General features: G+C 69.5%; 14 protein-coding genes. 11 read left to right on the top strand and 3 right to left on the bottom strand.

Going from position 1 to position 17,450, the window contains the following annotated elements; translation table 11 throughout:
• Window positions 1-3: 3 nt before the first annotated feature.
• Both ACFYRH_RS19605 and ggt read left to right on the top strand, forming a co-directional pair.
• Window positions 4-708, top strand: coding sequence for a hypothetical protein (locus ACFYRH_RS19605; protein ID WP_387776704.1), 705 nt, complete (start codon window positions 4-6; stop codon window positions 706-708).
• Between the two features lie 67 nt (window positions 709-775).
• Window positions 776-2,599 (top strand): gamma-glutamyltransferase, encoded by a 1,824-nt coding sequence (gene ggt / locus ACFYRH_RS19600; protein ID WP_387776701.1) that lies wholly within the window; start codon window positions 776-778, stop codon window positions 2,597-2,599.
• Here ggt and ACFYRH_RS19595 read toward each other — a convergent pair.
• Window positions 2,591-3,682, bottom strand: a complete 1,092-nt coding sequence (locus tag ACFYRH_RS19595; protein ID WP_387776698.1) for a M20/M25/M40 family metallo-hydrolase — start codon at window positions 3,680-3,682, stop codon at window positions 2,591-2,593. The genes ggt and ACFYRH_RS19595 overlap by 9 nt on opposite strands.
• A 68-nt stretch (window positions 3,683-3,750) precedes the next feature.
• On the opposite strand from ACFYRH_RS19595, the gene ACFYRH_RS19590 reads away from it, so the two are divergent.
• Genes ACFYRH_RS19590 through ACFYRH_RS19575 form a run of 4 tightly spaced genes read left to right on the top strand, consistent with a single transcriptional unit; the run spans window position 3,751 to window position 7,719 of the window.
• Entirely contained in the window at window positions 3,751-4,419 is a 669-nt protein-coding gene (locus ACFYRH_RS19590) for a GNAT family N-acetyltransferase (protein WP_387776695.1), read from the top strand.
• Window positions 4,412-5,056, top strand: coding sequence for a MurR/RpiR family transcriptional regulator (locus ACFYRH_RS19585; protein WP_387776692.1), 645 nt, complete (start codon window positions 4,412-4,414; stop codon window positions 5,054-5,056). The genes ACFYRH_RS19590 and ACFYRH_RS19585 overlap by 8 nt, the downstream gene beginning before the upstream one ends.
• Window positions 5,046-6,176 (top strand): o-succinylbenzoate synthase, encoded by a 1,131-nt coding sequence (gene menC, locus ACFYRH_RS19580; protein ID WP_387776689.1) that lies wholly within the window; start codon window positions 5,046-5,048, stop codon window positions 6,174-6,176. Before ACFYRH_RS19585 ends, menC begins: the two co-directional genes overlap by 11 nt.
• A 4-nt stretch (window positions 6,177-6,180) precedes the next feature.
• Window positions 6,181-7,719 (top strand): amidohydrolase family protein, encoded by a 1,539-nt coding sequence (locus tag ACFYRH_RS19575; protein ID WP_387776686.1) that lies wholly within the window; start codon window positions 6,181-6,183, stop codon window positions 7,717-7,719.
• On the opposite strand, the gene ACFYRH_RS19570 is transcribed toward ACFYRH_RS19575, so the two are convergent.
• Window positions 7,709-7,978, bottom strand: a complete 270-nt coding sequence (locus tag ACFYRH_RS19570; RefSeq protein ID WP_387776683.1) for a hypothetical protein — start codon at window positions 7,976-7,978, stop codon at window positions 7,709-7,711. The genes ACFYRH_RS19575 and ACFYRH_RS19570 overlap by 11 nt on opposite strands.
• Window positions 7,979-8,001: 23 nt before the next feature.
• Between ACFYRH_RS19570 and dapF the strand changes: the two genes are divergently transcribed.
• Both dapF and hflX read left to right on the top strand, forming a co-directional pair.
• Window positions 8,002-8,844 carry a diaminopimelate epimerase gene (gene dapF / locus ACFYRH_RS19565; RefSeq protein WP_387776680.1) on the top strand — a complete coding sequence of 281 codons (843 nt, stop codon included), beginning with the start codon at window positions 8,002-8,004 and terminating at the stop codon, window positions 8,842-8,844.
• 83 nt (window positions 8,845-8,927) lie between these two features.
• On the top strand, window positions 8,928-10,409 hold the full coding sequence (gene hflX / locus ACFYRH_RS19560) for a GTPase HflX (RefSeq protein ID WP_387776677.1): 1,482 nt from the start codon (window positions 8,928-8,930) through the stop codon (window positions 10,407-10,409).
• Between the two features lie 60 nt (window positions 10,410-10,469).
• Here hflX and ACFYRH_RS19555 read toward each other — a convergent pair whose 3' ends face one another.
• The gene (locus ACFYRH_RS19555; protein ID WP_387776674.1) at window positions 10,470-12,839 is read right to left on the bottom strand and encodes an immune inhibitor A domain-containing protein; all 2,370 of its coding nucleotides are present in this window, start codon (window positions 12,837-12,839) and stop codon (window positions 10,470-10,472) included.
• Between the two features lie 188 nt (window positions 12,840-13,027).
• On the opposite strand from ACFYRH_RS19555, the gene macS reads away from it, so the two are divergent.
• The 3 genes from macS to secD all read left to right on the top strand — a co-directional run bounded on the left by macS (window position 13,028) and on the right by secD (window position 17,398).
• A complete protein-coding gene (macS, locus tag ACFYRH_RS19550; protein WP_387776671.1) occupies window positions 13,028-14,152 on the top strand; it encodes a MacS family sensor histidine kinase in 1,125 nt (374 codons plus the stop codon).
• Complete coding sequence (locus tag ACFYRH_RS19545; protein ID WP_387776668.1) at window positions 14,149-14,784, top strand: response regulator; 636 nt, start codon at window positions 14,149-14,151, stop codon at window positions 14,782-14,784. Before macS ends, ACFYRH_RS19545 begins: the two co-directional genes overlap by 4 nt.
• Window positions 14,785-15,097: 313 nt before the next feature.
• Complete coding sequence (gene secD / locus ACFYRH_RS19540; protein WP_387776665.1) at window positions 15,098-17,398, top strand: protein translocase subunit SecD; 2,301 nt, start codon at window positions 15,098-15,100, stop codon at window positions 17,396-17,398.
• The last annotated feature ends 52 nt before the right edge of the window (window positions 17,399-17,450 follow it).

Here is a 17,450-nt window from a genome sequence, read left to right as displayed (position 1 = left end):
CCGATGGACGACGTCAAGAGGTTGTTGGAGGGTTTCGCGGACCGTGCCGCCGATGGGCTGCCGGACGTGGACATCGAGGCGGACGTCACCCGCGGACGACGCGCTCTGCGCCGGATCAAGCGCCGGCGGCGGGCCACGGGTGTGCTGTGTGTCGCCGCCGTGTCCGCCCTGACGCTTGCGGTCGGCAACCAGGTGAAGTGGTGGGGGAACACCGCGGAGGTCGCGGGCGGCGCCAGTGAGCCGAAGACCGCCGCCGCGCCGGCCACTCCCTCGACGGCATCACCGGCCAAGCCGAAGGGCTCGGAGACGATGTCGATGTTCGGCGCCTCCGTCGCCGAACTGGTCGCGAACAAGCAGCCCTGGAACACGATCGACTGCGGGCTGGCGCCGAAGGGCTGGTCGCCGGAGTCGCCGATCGCGGCCGACCGGGTCGTCCTGTCCCAGCCGCAGATGCGGACGGCCGACACGGCCGCCAAGATCGTCCTGCAGTCGGCCCCGCAGGCGCGGGCGCTGTCGGGTGTGCACGTCACCGCATCGAGCGGCAAGACCTTCCACGTCGGCACTCTCGACGGCCGGCTGACCGGTCAGGTGCAGCTCGCGAACCAGTGGCTGCTCGTCGAGTTCCCGACCGGCACCGTCGAGTGGCCGGACGACGTACTGCGCCGTTTCCTGGACTCCTGCTCGGTCGGCCAGCCACGCCAGAAGTAGCGCGCCGCGCCCACGTGAGATAGGCAGGGGCTTGTCCCTGTCCCGCCGACCTCGTGTGGGGTAATTCGTGAAGAAGCTGGTCGCATCCCTGTCCGCAGGTGCCCTCGTCCTGTCCGGTCTGAGCAGTTCGGCCCTGGCCGCTCCACAGGCCCCGGCACCGGCGCCGACCGCTACGCCGCGGCAGCCGACCGCGGTCGGGTACGGCGGTGCGGTGTCCTCGGTCGATCCGGACGCCACAAACATCGGGCTCGACGTCCTGCGCCGTGGCGGTAACGCGGTTGACGCCGCGGTCGCCACCGCCGCGGCCCTCGGTGTCACCGAGCCGTACTCGGCCGGTATCGGCGGCGGTGGGTACTTCGTGTACTACAACGCCCGCAAACACAAGGTGTTCACGATCGACGGCCGCGAGACCGCGCCGGCGACGATGCCCTCGGACGCGTTCATGAACAAGTCCGCCAACCAGCCGTATCCCTTCGCGCAGCTGGTCACGTCCGGAGTGTCGATCGGTGTACCAGGATCGCTCGCGACCTGGGACAGTGCGCTGAAGCAGTGGGGTTCGCTGCCGCTCGGCAAGGCGCTGCAGCCGGCCGCGGACCTGGCCGAGCGTGGGTTCGTGGTGGACCCGACGTTCCGCCTGCAGACGCTGGAGAACAAGGACCGCTTCGCGCAGGTCGTGCCGACCGCCAAGCTGTTCCTGCCGAACGGCGACGCGCCGCAGGTCGGTTCGCTGTTCAAGAACCCTGAGCTCGCCGCGACGTACAAGCTGATCGGTCAGCAGGGCCCGTCGGTGTTCTACAACGGTCCGCTGTCCGGCGAGATGGCCGCGGTCGCGCAGAACCCGCCCAAGACTCCGAACGGGACGCTGCCGTTCTTCCCCGGCTACCTGCACACCAGCGACCTCGCGGCGTACAAGGCGATCGACCGCACGCCGACGACCGTTCGGTACGACGGCCTGGACGTCTACGGGATGCCACCGTCGTCCTCCGGCGGAATCACCGTCGGTGAGGCGCTGAACATCCTGCAACCGCAGCATCTGCGGCAGCAGTCGACCACGCAGGCGTTGCACACCTACCTGGAGGCGTCGGCGCTCGCATTCGCGGACCGTGGCGCGTACATCGGCGACTCGGCGTACGTCGACGTACCGCAGAAGGAGCTGCTCTCGCGGGGGTTCGGTGCCGAACGCTCCTGCTTGATCGACCCGAAGAAGGCGGCGACCAAGCCGGTGGCCGCGGGCTCGCCGGACGGCAGGTACTCGCACTGCGCCAAGGGTGCTGCGGTCGAGCAGCGACCCGACACAGAGGGCCGGTCGACGACGCACCTCGTCGCAGCCGACAAGTGGGGCAACGTGGTCTCGTACACGCTGACCATCGAGCAGACCGGAGGTAGCGGGATCACCGTGCCGGGTCGTGGTTTCCTGCTGAACAACGAGCTGACCGACTTCTCCGCCGTACCGGACCCGAAGGACCCGAACATCGTCCAGGCCGGGAAGCGGCCGCGGTCGTCGATGTCGCCGACGATCGTGCTGCGCGGCGGCAAGCCGTACATCGCGATCGGTTCGCCGGGCGGCTCGACGATCATCACGACCGTCCTGCAGACGCTGACGAACCGGCTCGACCGCGGGATGACGCTGCCGCAGGCGATCGCGGCGCCGCGGGCCTCGCAGCGCAACACGGCGTCGGTGACCGCGGAGCAGGCGTTCATCGACCGGTACGGCGCCGCGCTGGCGCCGTACCGTCACACGTTCACGCCGGCCGGTGCTCCGGGGAGTTCGGCCGCGGAGATCGGTGCGGTCGCGGCGCTGGAGTTCCTGCCCGGCGGTGCGATTCTGGCGGCGGCGGAGCCGACGCGACGTGGCGGGGGAGCGGCTGGAACGGCATGGCCGTCAAAGTGAGGTGAGGATCGCGGCGACCAGGGCGACCCGTTCGCTCAGGCTCGCCGCGATCACCTGCTCGTGGACGGCGTGGGCGCCCTTGCCGACAGGCCCCAGGCCGTCCACCGTGGGGATCCCCAACCATCCGGTCAGGTTGGTGTCGGCCGCGCCGGACGCGGCCGCGCCACCGACCTCCTGACCGACGGACCGTCCGGCCGCGGCCACCTTCGCGAGCAGTTCGTCGGTCGCTGACGACGGCTGCCATGCCGGCCGGTTCGACATCACCCGCACCTGCAGCTGAGCGTCCCGCACCGGGTGCAAGGCAGCCACCGCCGCGAGCACGGCCTCTTCAGTCGACGGGTCGACAAAGCGAAACCCGATGTCCGCCGCCGCCGCACCCGGTACGACGTTGGTCCGCCCACCACCCGTGATGGTGCCGACATTGCACAGCACGTGATCATGCTCCGCGACGATCCTTCGTACGGCGATCAGCTGGTCCACGAGCTCGTCGATCGCGGAGACCCCGCTCTCCGGATCGAGCGCCGCGTGCGCCTCGCGGCCGGTGACCTCGATGCGGACCCGGGTGCTGCCCCATCGTGAGGTCTTGAGATCGCCGTTCGGGTGCGGCGGTTCGAGACCGAACGCGGCGTACACGCCCTTCGATTCGGCCGTCACGAGTGCGCGGGCCGACGGTGAGCCGACCTCCTCGTCCGCCACGACGATGACGCGGACCGGCCTGCGGTCCTGGCCGGCGACCTGCTCGAGAGCGGTCTCGAGGACGACGAGGCCGCCCTTCATGTCGAAGACGCCCGGCCCGTGGATGATGCCGTCCGCCTCGCGCCACGGCATCGCGTCCTGCAACTGGCCGATCGGCCAGACCGTGTCGTGGTGCGCGAGGAACAGCAGCGGGGCGTCCTCGGCGCGCGGCCCACGACCGGGGAAGTCCGCGATCAGGTGGTCGCCGGTCGGGTGCGGGTCGCGCCGGACGGTCGCGCCGAGCCCGGCGTACCGCGTCGCGAGCCGGTCGGCGAACGCGTTCAGGGCGGCTGCGTCGCCGGTCGGGGTCTCCGCGCCGACGTACTCCCGGAGTCGCTCGATGATCATAGATAGTCAACGTATCATCATCTGGGCAGCGATTGACTAGGGTGAGACGCGCGGGATGTACTCAAGATATGAATCGTATCTCGGAGGTGAGCTTCCGTGCGGTCTCGCTCACCACGGCGTCGCGGTTCGCCGAGGCCTCGGCGTTGTACCGCGAGGTCTTCGGCTACCTCGACCCGGCGTACGGGCTGAACCCGCGGCTGCTCGGCGCACTCGCGAGCAACGGCGGATCGGTGGTCGGCATCCTCGACGAGAGCGACCGGCTGGTCGCGTTCGCGTACGGCTTCTGCGGCACCGACCGGCGCGGCTTCTACCACTACTCGCAGTCGGCCGTGGTGGCCGCCGACCACCAGGGGCGCGGCCTCGGCCGGATGCTCAAGCACGCCCAGCGCGAAGTTGCCCTCAGCCACGGTATGTCGCGGATGCGGTGGACCTACGACCCGATGCAGATCCGCAACGGGCACTTCAACCTCGACGTCCTGGGCGCGCGAGGCCGCTGGTTCGCCCCGGACATGTACGGTCCCGGCACCGACCGCGTCGTCGTGGAGTGGGATCTGAGCCGCGACCAGCCCGCCGCGCTGGACGAGTCCGAGCTGACCGAGCTCGTCGTACCCGCTGATCCGGCCGAGCTTCGCGTCGCGTTCGAGGAGCTGCTCGGCAGGGGACTGGCCGCGGTCTCGTGCCGCCGACTGCCGGACGGCTCCGGCGCCTACTACTTCGGCCCGGTCGACGATGCCTGACGATCCGCGCAACCGCGAGCTCGCCAGCCCTCAGGAGCGGTACGACGCCCGCCTGCAACGTCGCTCGTCGACGCTCCTGCAGCGCCGGGTCGTCGAGCAGGAACGCGCCTCGATCGACGAGGCGCTGGGCCAGATCCTCAACGACGAGTCGATCGCCCAGGCCGCGGCCCGGATCGTCGCGGCCCGGCGGCGCTTCATCATCGGCTCGGCGAAGTCGTATTCGTACGCGTCCCTGCTGGCCTTCGACCTCGGCGTGGGCCTGTCGCAGGTCACGCTGGTCGACGGCACCGTCGTCCGCGGCGTCGACGTCCTGTCCGACGTCCGGTCCAACGACCTGATGGTGGCGTTCTCCTTCCGCCGGTACCGGCGCGACACCGTCGAGATCGCCCGCCGATTCGTCGACGCCGGTGGTGAACTGGTCGCGGTGACGGACTTCGAGGACGCGCCGCTGGCGAAGATCGCCGACCAGTCCATCTACGTCGCGACCGGAAGTGCGTCGTACGTCGACTCGCCGACCGTCGTCGCCTCGGTCCTGCATGTGCTCGCGACGCTGACCACGGCGAGCGCGAAGGGTGCTCGGCGGCGGCTGATGGAGCGCGACCGGTTGAACACGGAGCTGGGGTTGTATGTCAACTGACCTGAAAGTGGTGTCGGCACGGCTGCACCGGGTGCGGATGCCGCTGGTGCACGCGTTCCGGACCAGTTCGCACCGTAAGACGTTCCTGGACCACATCGTGGTCGAGCTGACCGACGCCTCGGGCGCGACCGGCTGGGGCGAGATCGCGTCGTCCTCCGATCCGTTCTACGCGCCCGAGACCGTCGAGACCTGCTGGCACATCGCCGAGCGGTACCTGCTGCCGGCCGTCCTCGGCGCGACCTGGGAGCACCCGGAGCAGGTGAGTGCCCGGTGGGCGAAGGTACGTGGCAACCAGTTCGCCAAGGCCGGTGTCGACATGGCGGTTTGGGTGCTTTGGGCAACAGTTCGTGGGCGGTCGCTGGCGGCGGCCCTCGGCGGTACCCGCTCGGACGTGGTCGCGGGGGTCTCGCTCGGGATCGAGCCGACGATCGACGACCTGCTGGCGGAGGTCGAGCACCAGGTCGCGGCGGGGTATCCCCGGGTGAAACTCAAGATCGCTCCAGGGTGGGACGTCGAACCGGTGCGGGCGGTGCGGGCGGCGTACCCGGAGCTCGATCTGCACGTCGACGCCAACGGGATCTACACCGCGGCGGATCTGGCGCACCTGCGACAGCTCGACGAATACGGACTGACGATGATCGAGCAGCCCTTCGGCCCGCGGGATCTGCTCACCCACGCCGCCTTGCAGCGCACGATCGGTACGCCGGTGTGCCTCGACGAGAGCATCGAGACGGTCGACGACCTGGAGACGGCGCTGGCGCTAGAAGCGCTGCAGGTCCTCAATATCAAGGTGTCGCGGATGGGCGGCCTGACCGCGGCCCGCGCGGCGCACGATCGGGCGCAGGACGCCGGGCTCAGGGTCTGGTGCGGCGGCATGCACGAGTTCGGCATCGGCCGGCTCGCGAACGTCGCGCTGTCCAGTCTCCCCGGGTTCACCCTCCCATCGGACGTGTCCGCCTCGGAGAAGTACTACGCCCGGGACATCGTCGAACCCGCCGTGGTCGCGGTCCGGGGCGTCGTACAGGTGCCCGGGGCAACCGGGCTCGGGCATACCGTCGACCGGGCGCTGATCGCCGCGAACACGGTCGACGAGCTGGCCCTCGGACCAGAACAGGAGTGATTCCATGCGGGTGGCAGTGACCGGCGGCCTGGTCGTCGACGGGACCGGCACCGATCCGCGCCCGGCGACCGTACTGGTCGAGGAGGACCGCATCACCGCGCTGCTGCCACCCGGTGAGGTCCCGTCCGGAGCCGGCGTCATTGATGCCACGGGCAACATTGTGGCACCGGGGTTCGTCGATCTGCACTCGCACGCGGATTTCAGTCTCGACACGAGTCCGGCCGCCGAGTCGCAGCTCGCGCAGGGCGTCACCACGCTGGTCGCGGGCAACTGCGGCTGGTCCCCGTTCCCGGTCACCGACCTCGACACCCTGCGCGCCGGTACGGCGTTCCTCGGGTCGGAGCACGCCTGGTCCTGGACCGACCTCGCCGGCTTCGCCGCACCGTTGGAACCGGCGGTGAACCTGGCCCTCCAGGTCGGCCACTGCACGCTGCGGATCGCCGCGATGGGCGGCGCCCAGCGACCGCCGACGCCGGACGAGCTCCGCCGGATGCAGGACCTGCTCCGAGCCGCCGCGGACCAGGGCGCGGTCGGCTTCTCCACCGGACTCATCTACGCTCCTGGCGCCTACGCCGCACCTGAGGAAGTCGCCGCACTGGTCGCGACCGCTGCCGAGTGCGGGCTCCTCTATTCGACCCACATCCGCAACGAGGGCGCCGGACTGCTGGGCGCGCTGGACGAAGCGATCACCGCGGCCCGCGCCGGTGGCGCACGGCTCGAGGTCTCGCATCTGAAAGCCGTTGGCCAGGCCAACCACGGGCTCGTGCACGCGGCGCTCGATCGGCTGGACCGGGCCGACGACGTCGACCTCGGCTGGGACGCCTACCCGTACACCGCCACCAGCACGACGCTGACCACCAGACTCCCGACCTGGGCTCTGGCCGGCGGCACGCTCCTCGACCGCCTCGCCGACCCGGTCGAGCGCGAACGGATCGCCGACGCCCTACGCGCGGACAGCCTGCTCTCGGCGGACTCGGTGGTGATCGCGTCGCTGCCGCCCGGCCGCTACGAGGACAGCCGTGGCCTCAGTCTCGCCGACATCGCCCGCGACGACGGTGTGGACGCCGCCGAGATCGTGCTCCGCATCCTCGAGTCGCACGAGGCCGCCGTCAGCGTTGTGAACCACGCCATGCACGAGGACGACGTCACCACGGTCCTCGAACACCCGAAGACGGCGATCGCCAGCGACGGCTGGATCATGGACGCCACCGGCCCCGGTCACCCGCACCCGCGGAACTTCGGCACGTTCCCGCGCGTCCTCGGCCACTACGCTCGCGACCGCGCCGTGCTCACCCTCCCCGAAGCGATCCGCCGGATGACGGGCCTTCCCGCGTCCCGCCTCGGCTTCACCGACCGCGGCGTGATCAAGCCGGGCGCCATCGCGGACCTGGTCGTCCTGAACCCGGACGAGATCGCCGACAGGTCGACGTACGACGATCCCTGGCAGTTGTCTGTCGGTGTCACCCACGTGCTGGTGGCCGGTCGGACGGCGTTGGCCGACGGCGTTCCGACCGGGCGGCGGGCGGGACGCGTCATCGCTTGAAACGCTTCGGCTCACTCGGCAACGGGGGAGGAGCGGCGGGAGCCCCTGGGGTCTCGACGGTCGAGGTTTCGAGCCAGCCGTCGTACTCCGTGAGCAGTTGTTCCAGCGCGTCCGGATCGGCGTCACGCAGTACGACGATCCACGGGTGGTCCTCGTCGTCGTCCTCACCGTGGAAGCGTCCACGCCGTACCTCACCGCTCAGCCGGTCGGCGACGGCCTCGGCGTCCTCCTGCTCCCAGAAGTAGGCGATCAGCTCCATGCGGCACACCGTACGCTTTCCCCATGACTGCGTTTGCCTGGTTGAAGGGACACGGGACCGAGAACGACTTCGTGATCCTGCCCGACCCGGACGGTTCGGTGCACGGGGAGCTGGACGCGGAGCTGGTGCGGTTCCTGTGCGACCGGCACGCCGGGCTCGGGGCCGACGGCGTGCTCCGGGTGATCCGGGGCGACAAGCAGTCGTACGTCGACGACGGTGGCGACTGGTTCATGGATTACCGGAATGCGGACGGTTCGATCGCGGAGATGTGCGGGAACGGCGTCCGCGTCTTCGTGAAGTACCTCGCCGAGGCGGGACTCGTGGACGGCAAGCCGGTTCGCGTCGGCACCCGCGCCGGGATCAAAGAGGTCACCCGCAACGACGACGGCACGCTGACCGTCGACATGGGTGAACCGCTGCTGCCGAGCCCGGCCGGGATCGTGGTGGAGGCCAACGGCCATCAGTGGCCCGCTGTGCACGTCGACATGGGCAATCCGCACGCGGTCGCGTTCGTCGATGACCTCGGCGAGCCGGGCAACCTGTGCGACCAGCCCACCTGGTCACCCACGGAGGCCTTTCCGCACGGCGTGAACGTCGAGTTCGTGGTACGCCGGGGTTCGCACGACGTCCAGATGCGGGTTCACGAGCGTGGCGCGGGGGAGACCCGATCCTGCGGGACCGGCACCTGCGCGGTGACCGTGGCCGCGGCGCGGCAGGCGCGGGACGAGCTCCCGGTCACGTACCGGGTCGGCGTACCCGGGGGCGAGGTGAGCGTGACGTGGCGCGCGGACAACCACCTGGAGCTGACCGGACCGGCCGTCCTGCACGCCCGCGGCGAGTTCGATCGGGCGTGGCTGCCGGCCTGACCGGGAATCCCGGTGCCGCGTGGGGCGTTGACTGAGGTAAACGGGTCGCTTGTACTGGAGGCCCGTGCCACCATGGAAGGTATATGACGACCCATTCACATTCTTACGACGAGACCACCGACGTCGAACTTGACCTCCTCGAGGGCGAGGACTCCGGCGATTCGTTGACGGGTCACGACGAGTACGAACAGAGCACCGAGGGCCTCGAGCTCGAGGAACGCCAGGCGCTGCGCCGCGTCGTCGGCATGTCGACCGAGCTGACCGACATCAGCGAGGTCGAGTACCGCAAGCTGCTGCTCGAGCGGGTGCTGCTGGTCGGCGTCTGGACCGAAGGCAGCGCCGAGGACGCCGACAACTCGCTGGCCGAGCTGAAGCTGCTCGCCGAGACCGCCGGTTCCGAGGTTCTGGACGGCGTGATCCAGCGGCGCAAGAAGCCCGACCCGGCGACCTTCATCGGTTCCGGCAAGGTGGCCGACCTGCGCAACCTGGTCGCGGCACTCGGCGCGGACACGGTGATCGCCGACGGCGAGCTGGCGCCCGCGCAGCTGCGCAACCTGGAGGACAGGCTCAAGGTCAAGGTCGTGGACCGGACCGCGCTGATCCTGGACATCTTCGCGCAGCACGCGAAGAGCAAGGAAGGCAAGGCCCAGGTCGAGCTGGCCCAGCTGCAGTACATGAAGCAGCGCCTGCGTGGCTGGGGTGGCAACCTGTCCCGCCAGGCCGGTGGCCGGGTTGGTGCGGCCGGTGGCGGTATCGGTGGCCGTGGTCCCGGTGAGACCAAGATCGAGACCGACCGGCGCCGGATCAACACCAAGATCTCCAAGCTCCGCCGCGAGCTGAAGGCGATGAAGAGCACCCGCGGCACGATGCGCCAGGAGCGCCGCCGGAACTCGGTGCCCTCGGTCGCGATCGCGGGATACACCAACGCCGGCAAGTCCTCGCTGCTGAACCGGATCACCGGCGCCGGGGTGCTGGTCGAGGACGCGCTGTTCGCGACCCTGGACCCGACCACCCGGCGGACCACCACGGTGGACGGCCGCGTCTACACGCTGACCGACACCGTCGGCTTCGTCCGGCACCTGCCGCACGACATCGTCGAGGCGTTCCGCTCGACGCTGGAGGAGGTCGCGGACGCGGACCTGTTGCTGCACGTGGTCGACGGTTCGCACCCCGACCCGATGGCGCAGATCCAGGCGGTTCGCGAGGTGCTCGCCGAGATCGAGGCGAGCGACGTGCCGGAGATCATCGTGATCAACAAGGCCGACGCCGCCGACCCGCTCGCACTGGCCCCGATCCTGCACCGCGAACCGCACGCCATCGTCGTGTCGGCCCGCACCGGTGAAGGCATCGACAAGCTCCGCGAACTGCTCGAGGGTGCGCTCCCGAAGCCGCACGTCGCCCTGGAGGTCCTGCTCCCGTACGACCGCGGCGACCTGGTCTCGCGGATCCACTCCGAAGGCTCGGTCGAGCAACTCGAACACACCGCAGACGGCACCTTGGTCACCGCCCGGGTGCACCCGAACCTGGCGGGCGACCTGACGCCGTACCAGGTCGCGACAGCCTGACCTGTCCCAACGAAACAGCCCCCCGAGGAATCTCGGGGGGCTGTTCTGTGTCTCAGGCGGTCACTTGCGCTTCGAGACCTGGACCGTCATCGAGGTGCCGGTCTTGGAGACGACCTTGATGTTCACGCCGTTGTTCGGGATCTTGACGCTGCTCGTCGGCTGGTCCGCGGACCAGTACGACTTGCTGTCGTTGAACGTCTGGACGGCGTTCTGGCCGCGGATGTAGCTCGCCTGCCCGTTGACGTGCAGGGTGAACGAGTCCGCCTTATCCAGCCCGAACGTCGCGTCGTACATGCCGATCCGCGGGCGCCACAGCTGGCCGTCGATGCGGTTGATCGGCACCGGGTGCGAGTCGATCGGCAGGATCAGGCCCTCGCCCGGGTGGGCGCTGGTGTTGTTGTCCTCCTGCGAGGTGTCCCAGTACCAGAGCAGCAGACCGTCCTGGTACGGGAAGTGCTCCACCTTGTCCGACAGCGTGCTCGCCCAACCGAAGTTGTACGGGCCGCTCTGCAGGTACTGGTCGAAGGACGTGTAGTTGATGTTCGACGCCAGGTAGTAGTTGTCGTGCTGGCTTGTGTATGACGACCCGACCGAGCTGAACCCGTTCAGCGTCCAGCCGTCCGGCGACGTCTCCGCACCGGAGGAGACCAGGTCGGTCCCGCCCGCGGTGACCTTGATGTCGTCGGCGAAGAACCCGAGCCCGCCGGCCGCCGGGTCGGTGGCGTAGCGGAACTGCAGGGTGATCGTCTTCCCGGCGTACGATGAGAGGTCGAACGTCGCCGGCTTCCAGCCGCCGCTGGTGCCGTCGATGCCGTTGCCCTCGGCGTCGTTGGTGATGTTGCCCTTGATCGTCTTGAACCCGCTGCCGTCGTTCACGTCGACGTACGCGTAGTCGCAGGCCGTCGTACCGCAGTCCTCGATGTCCCAGTTGGCCTGGAACGTCAGGCTCGCGGCCTGACCGGCCGGCAGTGCGACCTGGCGGCTCATCGTGTGCGTGAAGGCGTTGCCCTGACCGCTCCACCAGGTCTTCGTCCCGGTGACGGGCTGGACCAGCTGATGCGTGACCTGCTTCTTCGGCAGCGACACCACCAGGCCCTGGGCCTTCTTCGAGTTGTACTCGTGCGGGCCGAGCTCGACGGTCCGGTTCTGGCCGGCGTTCACGATCTCGTAGTCGAGCCAGCCGAGCTGCAGCTTGTCCCAGGCTCCGAGGTCGGCCGCCCGCTCGCCGATGCCGCCGTCGGTCGGTGCGCTGACCCGGCTCTGCGCCATCAGGGTCCACCAGTTGACGCCGTTCTCGCCGCCCGCGGTGTCGTACTCGTCCGGCAGACCGAGGTCGTGGCCGTACTCGTGCGCGAACACGCTGACGCCGCCGTTCTCCGGCTGGATCGTGTAGTCACCGACGTACATGCCGGTGTCGCCGATCTGCGCGCCGCCGTTCGGGTTCGTGGCGGGGCCGCCCGGGAACCCGGCGTACCAGCGGTGCGACCAGATCGCGTCCTCACCCTGCCACGGGTCACCGTCGGCCTGGTCGCCACCGGCGTGCACGATCTGGAAGTGGTCGATGTACCCGTCGGGCTCGTTGAAGTTGCCGTCGCCGTCGTAGTCGTAGCGGTCCCACTGGTCGAACGACTTCAGGTCCGCGGTGATGTCGGCCTTGGTCCGGCCCTTGGCCTCCTGGTCGGCGACCCACTGGTTGACCGCGTCCTGGATCAGGTTCCAGGTGTTGTTGCAGACGTTGCCGGCGCACGGGTAGCCGTTCGAGCGGCCGTACCGGGCCTCGTTGTACTTGACCTTGACCCAGTCGGTGACCTCGCCGGAGACCGAGTAGCGGCCGGAGGACTGCGTCTCGTAGTACTTCTTCAGCGAGTTGCCGTTACCGAAGTACATGTCCTGGAAGTGCTGCTGGCTGTAGTCGGCCTGCCAGACGGTGGAGTTGTCCACCGAGCGGTCCGGAGCCGGGATCTGGTTGTGCAGCGGGCCGTCGAAGCGGGCCGGGCCGGGGAACGCCGTCGACGTGTCCTTGTCCGTGTAGTTCGGGTGCCGCTCGTTGCCGAACTCGGCGAGCACGACGAAGATCCGGTCGGTCTTCTCGCGGCCGAGCTCGACGTACTGGTCGACCTTGCCCTTGGCGTTCTTGGTGCCCTTGGCGCCGGCGGCCTTGGTGCCGACCTTGACGACCGTGCTGCCGTTGCGCTGCTCGGGCGTGGCCTGACCGTTCAGGACCTGGGTCAGGGCCTCCTGGCGCAGCTCGCGGCGCTTGTCCTCGAGCGGGCTGGACAGCTCGTCCGGCGCCGGCGCGGCTTCGCTGGCGATCGGCGCCGACCCTTGCGTGGGCGATGTGGCGGCGTTGCCGGCCGATGCTGCGGCGATGCCCAGCCCGGTCGTCGCCGCCAAGGCCAGGCTGAACAGCCCGGCGGGTAGCTTGCGCACGATTCCCCTCCGTGTGTGATGACGCAGTGTGTTCGAAGCTCCCCCGAGCGTGTGTGGCGCGAGAGTACGGGGAAAATCCGCCGTACTGAAGTGGAAACTGAGGAAATCCTGTGAAGGTGCGGGGAAACCTGCGCGTTGAGTAGAACCGCTCACGTGCAGCGGGCCTGGCGCTTGGCAGACTGTCGCCCGTGGAGCGCGAGACCGGGGACCTGCTGCAGCCGTTGTGGCGTGCGCTCGTCGCGTTCCGCGTGATCACCTGGGGGTTCGCCTGCTTCGGCGTCTGGACCCGGTGGGACGGCATCGTCCGGCCGTCCGGCGCGGTGCTCCAGCTGGCCGTGATGGGGGTCTGGACGCTGATCTCGTCGTACGGCTACAGCCGGCGCTGGGGGCGTCGCAACACCCGGCTCGCGTTCGTGGACCTGGCCGTCACCGTCGCTTGCATGTTCGCGACGTTGTGGGCGCAGCCGCTGATCGACATCCGCGCCGGCGCCTCGGTGCTGACCTCGGTGTGGGCGGCCGGGCCGGTGCTCGCGCTGGCGATCTCCCGCGGCCGCGACGGCGGCCTGCTCGGCGCCGGCACGATCAGCCTGGCGCTGCTGTCGCTACGCGGCATCGAGCACGCGTCGAAGATCCTCGGCAACGTCCAGCTGCTCCTGGTCGCCGGTCTGGTCGTCGGGTACGCCGCCTCGACGCTGCGGCAGGCGGGCGCCCGGCTCCGTGAGGCGATCGCCGTCGAGAGTGCGACGGCCGAGCGGCTGCGGCTCAGTCGGTCGATCCACGACGGCGTACTGCAGGTGCTGGCCCAGGTCCAGCGACGCGGTACGGCGATCGGCGGCGAGGCGCTCGAACTGGCGCAACTGGCGGCTGAGCAGGAAGTGGCGCTGCGCTCCCTGATGTCCACGCGTCCCCCTGTGGCTGACGGGGATCAGGCTGATCTGTGTGGCCTTCTGTTGCCGTTGGCCACGACCCGCGTCGACGTCGTCGTACCGGCCGGTCAGGTCCTGCTGCCCGCGACCACCGCGGCCGAGCTCGTTGCCGCGGTCAAGGAAGCGCTGAGCAACGTGATCAGACACGCCGGCCCGGACGCCCGCTGCTGGGTCGTGGTCGAGGACCTGGGGGAGGAGATCGTGGTGTCGATCCGCGACGACGGAGTCGGTACGACGCCCGCGCGGCTCGAACAGGCCCGTGTGGACGGGCGCCTGGGTGTCAGCCAGTCGATCCGCGGCCGGATCGCCGACCTCGGCGGCACCGTCACGGTCCGCACCGCGCCCGGCGAGGGAACCGAATGGGAGCTGAAAGTGGTGACCGCATGATTCGCGTGATGATCGTCGACGACCACCCGATGTGGCGCGAGGGCGTGGCCCGCGACCTCGGCGGCCGCGGGTACGACGTCTGCGCAACTGCTGCGGACGTCGCGAGCGCCGTGAAGATCGCGCTGGCGACCCGGCCGGATGTGGTGGTGATGGATCTGCAGCTCGGCGCCGGGTCCGGGGTGGACGCGACGCGGGAGATCACGACGGCGCTGCCCGACACCCGGGTTCTCGTGCTCTCGGCGAGTGCCGAGCAGGACGACGTACTCGCGGCCGTGAAGAACGGGGCGTCCGGGTATCTGGTGAAGTCGGCGTCGTTGGACGAGTTCGACGACGCGGTACGCCGTACCGCGGAGGGCGACGCCGTCTTCAGCGCGGGCCTCGCGGGGCTGTTGCTCGGCGAATACCGCCGCCTGGACGCCACCACCGGCCCCGAGGTCCCGCACCTCACCGACCGGGAAACCGAAGTACTCCGCCTGGTCGCCCGCGGCCTCACCGCCAAACAGATCGCCACCCGCCTCGTCCTCTCCCACCGCACGGTCGAGAACCACGTCCAGAACACCCTCCGCAAACTCCAACTCCACAACCGAGCCGAACTGGTCCGCTACGCCATCGAAAACGGCCTCGACGAATAACAGCCCCCGCGTGCTGCCGTCCGCGCCCTCCGGCTCAGCGCCGGCGCGAGGTGATGGGTCGACTGTGGTGCTTCCCATCCGCGAGTCGTGAAGATCGGTCGCCCACAAACAACCAACTCCCACGACTCGGGGAAAGGGGCGCGGACCAAACGCCACGAGTCGGTGGCCCCGGACGCGGCCGGAGTCGGCGGTGGCTCTTGCGACGTGGTCGCTTGTGCGTTTGTGTGGGGTTCGTAGACTGTGCGTTCCACGTTCGCGTGGGTGCTCTGTGTCATGACATCCGCACTGCGGGTGCCCACCTCCGGAGGCTTCGGTGAACCGGTCGACCCTTGTCCGTACTCTGCTCGCGTTCCTGGTCCTGGCGGCGTCGACGTACGTCACGTTGACCGCGAAACCACAACTCGGTCTCGACCTGCGCGGCGGGACGCAGATCGTCCTGGAAGCCAAGGACTCGCCGACGGTGAAGGCGACCAAGGACACCACCGACAAGGCGACCCAGGTGCTGCACCGGCGGATCGACGCGCTCGGGGTCAGCGAGCCGAACGTGACCCGCCAGGGCGAGAACCGGATCATCGTCGAGCTGCCCGGCGTGCAGGACCCGCGCGAGGCCGCGAAGGTGATCGGCAAGACCGCGCAGCTCACGTTCCACGAGGTGCTCGACCAGGTCGCGACGAAGCCGGCCAAACCGGCCGCGGGGGAGACCTACCTGCCGAGCGAGGGCGGCCAGGGCTTCCTGCGGCTCGCCAAGCCGGCAATGACCGGTGAGCTGGTCAGCGGCGCCGAGGGCCGGCTCGATCCGCAACAGGTCGCGCAGGGCTGGTTCGTCGAGATGAACTTCAAGGGCGACGGCGGCAAGACCTGGGCGAACATCACCGGCAAGGCCGCCTGCCAACCGGTCGGTACGCCGCAGCGCCTGATCGCGATCGTGCTGGACAACGAGATCATCAGCGCGCCGCAGGTCGACCCGAACGGTGGCAACCAGCTCTGCAACCTCGGTATCTCCGGCGGCACCACGACGATCTCCGGCACCTTCACCGAGGAGGAGGCCAAGGACCTGGCCGCGCTGATCTCCGGTGGCGCGCTGCCGGTGCCGGTGCAGGTCATCGACCAGCGGACGGTCGGCCCGTCGCTCGGCCAGGACGCGATCCAGGCGAGCGCGCTGGCCGCGATCATCGGCCTCGCACTCACCGCCCTCTTCATCATCGTGGTGTACCGGCTCGTCGGTCTGATGGCCGTCCTCGGCCTGATCGGGTACGCCGCGATGTCGTACGCCGCCCTGACCGCGATCGGGGCGACCCTCACGCTGCCCGGCCTGGCCGGTTTCGTACTGGCGATCGGGATGGCGGTCGACGCGAACGTCCTGGTCTTCGAACGCGCCCGTGAGGACTACACGGCGGGGCGCACCGACGGCCTGCGCAGATCGCTGCGCAGCGGCTTCCAGAACGCGCTGTCCGCGATCGCCGACTCCAACATCACCACTCTGCTGGCCGCGGGGCTGCTGTTCTTCCTGGCCGCCGGTCCGGTCCGTGGCTTCGGCGTCACGCTGTCGATCGGTGTCATCGCGTCGATGCTGTCGGCGCTCGTCGTCACCCGGGTGTTCGCCGAGTTCGCCGTGTCCCGCGGGTTCGTACTGCGTCGTCCGCGGCTGAGCGGGATCGCGGGTCACGGCCGGGTCCGGACGTGGCTGGAGTCGCGGCAGCCGTCGCTGATGAAGCACAGTCGCCGCTGGCTGGTGATCACGGTCGTCGCCGTCGTCGTCAGCCTCGCGGGGGTCGCCGTACGCGGTCTGAACCTCGGGATCGAGTTCACGGGCGGCCGCCTGCTCGAGGTGAGTACGACGCAGCCGATCACGCCGGACCAGGCGCGGGCCGCGGTCGGGGAAGCGGGGTACCCGACCGCGGTCGTGCAGGCGTCCGGGACCGACGACATCACCGTGCGGACCGGAACGATCAGCGACGACGAGGCCGAGAAGATCAAGGAGTCGATCTCGCGGATCGGCGGCGGCGCCGAGGTGATCCGCAACGAGAGCATCGGCCCGTCGCTCGGCGAAGAGCTGCGGAACAAGGGATTGATTGCCCTCGGCATCGCGTTGCTCGCCCAGTTGGCCTACCTCGCCGCCCGGTTCCGCTGGACCTTTGGTGCGGGCGCCGTGCTGGCGCTGCTGCAGAACGTGGCGGTCGTGGTCGGCGTCTTCGCCTGGACCGGGAAGCCGATCGACGGCATCTTCCTGGCCGCGATCCTGACCATCATCGGGTACACGGTGAACGATTCGGTGGTGGTGTTCGACCGGATCCGCGAGACCCGGAACGCCCGCTCCACCGAGGGCCTCGGCAAGATCATCGACACCGCGATCGTGAACGTGCTGCCGCGCACGATCAACACCGGTATCTCGACGCTGTTCATCCTCTCCGCGCTGCTGTTCCTCGGCGGTGACTCGCTCGCCGACTTCGCGCTGGCCCTGCTGCTCGGCATCGTCGTCGGTACGTATTCGTCAAACCTCACCGCGGCACCTCTGCTGCTGGAGCTGGAGCGTCGCTACCCGGCGCCGCCACCACGCCCCAAGCGTCAGCAGGTGGACCGCGACGCCCAGCCCGACCGCGGCGCCGTGGTCTGACGGCCTCAGCCCGCGGGACGTTGTCCACAGCCTGGCCCGCCGGATCGGAAAT

The organism is Kribbella sp. NPDC004875 (genome assembly GCF_042873375.1).
GTDB lineage: Bacteria > Actinomycetota > Actinomycetes > Propionibacteriales > Kribbellaceae > Kribbella.
This window is presented reverse-complemented; position numbering and strand designations above follow the sequence as displayed.

Bases quoted from the DNA above. Each gene is read 5' to 3' on its own strand.
- ACFYRH_RS19605 (WP_387776704.1), top strand. From the start codon at position 4: ATGGACGACGTCAAGAGGTTGTTGGAGGGTTTCGCGGACCGTGCCGCC.
- ACFYRH_RS19595 (WP_387776698.1), bottom strand. From the start codon at position 3,682: ATGATCATCGAGCGACTCCGGGAGTACGTCGGCGCGGAGACCCCGACC.
- ACFYRH_RS19590 (WP_387776695.1), top strand. From the start codon at position 3,751: ATGAATCGTATCTCGGAGGTGAGCTTCCGTGCGGTCTCGCTCACCACG.
- ACFYRH_RS19585 (WP_387776692.1), top strand. From the start codon at position 4,412: ATGCCTGACGATCCGCGCAACCGCGAGCTCGCCAGCCCTCAGGAGCGG.
- menC (WP_387776689.1), top strand. From the start codon at position 5,046: ATGTCAACTGACCTGAAAGTGGTGTCGGCACGGCTGCACCGGGTGCGG.
- ACFYRH_RS19575 (WP_387776686.1), top strand. From the start codon at position 6,181: ATGCGGGTGGCAGTGACCGGCGGCCTGGTCGTCGACGGGACCGGCACC.
- ACFYRH_RS19570 (WP_387776683.1), bottom strand. From the start codon at position 7,978: ATGGAGCTGATCGCCTACTTCTGGGAGCAGGAGGACGCCGAGGCCGTC.
- dapF (WP_387776680.1), top strand. From the start codon at position 8,002: ATGACTGCGTTTGCCTGGTTGAAGGGACACGGGACCGAGAACGACTTC.
- hflX (WP_387776677.1), top strand. From the start codon at position 8,928: ATGACGACCCATTCACATTCTTACGACGAGACCACCGACGTCGAACTT.
- ACFYRH_RS19545 (WP_387776668.1), top strand. From the start codon at position 14,149: ATGATTCGCGTGATGATCGTCGACGACCACCCGATGTGGCGCGAGGGC.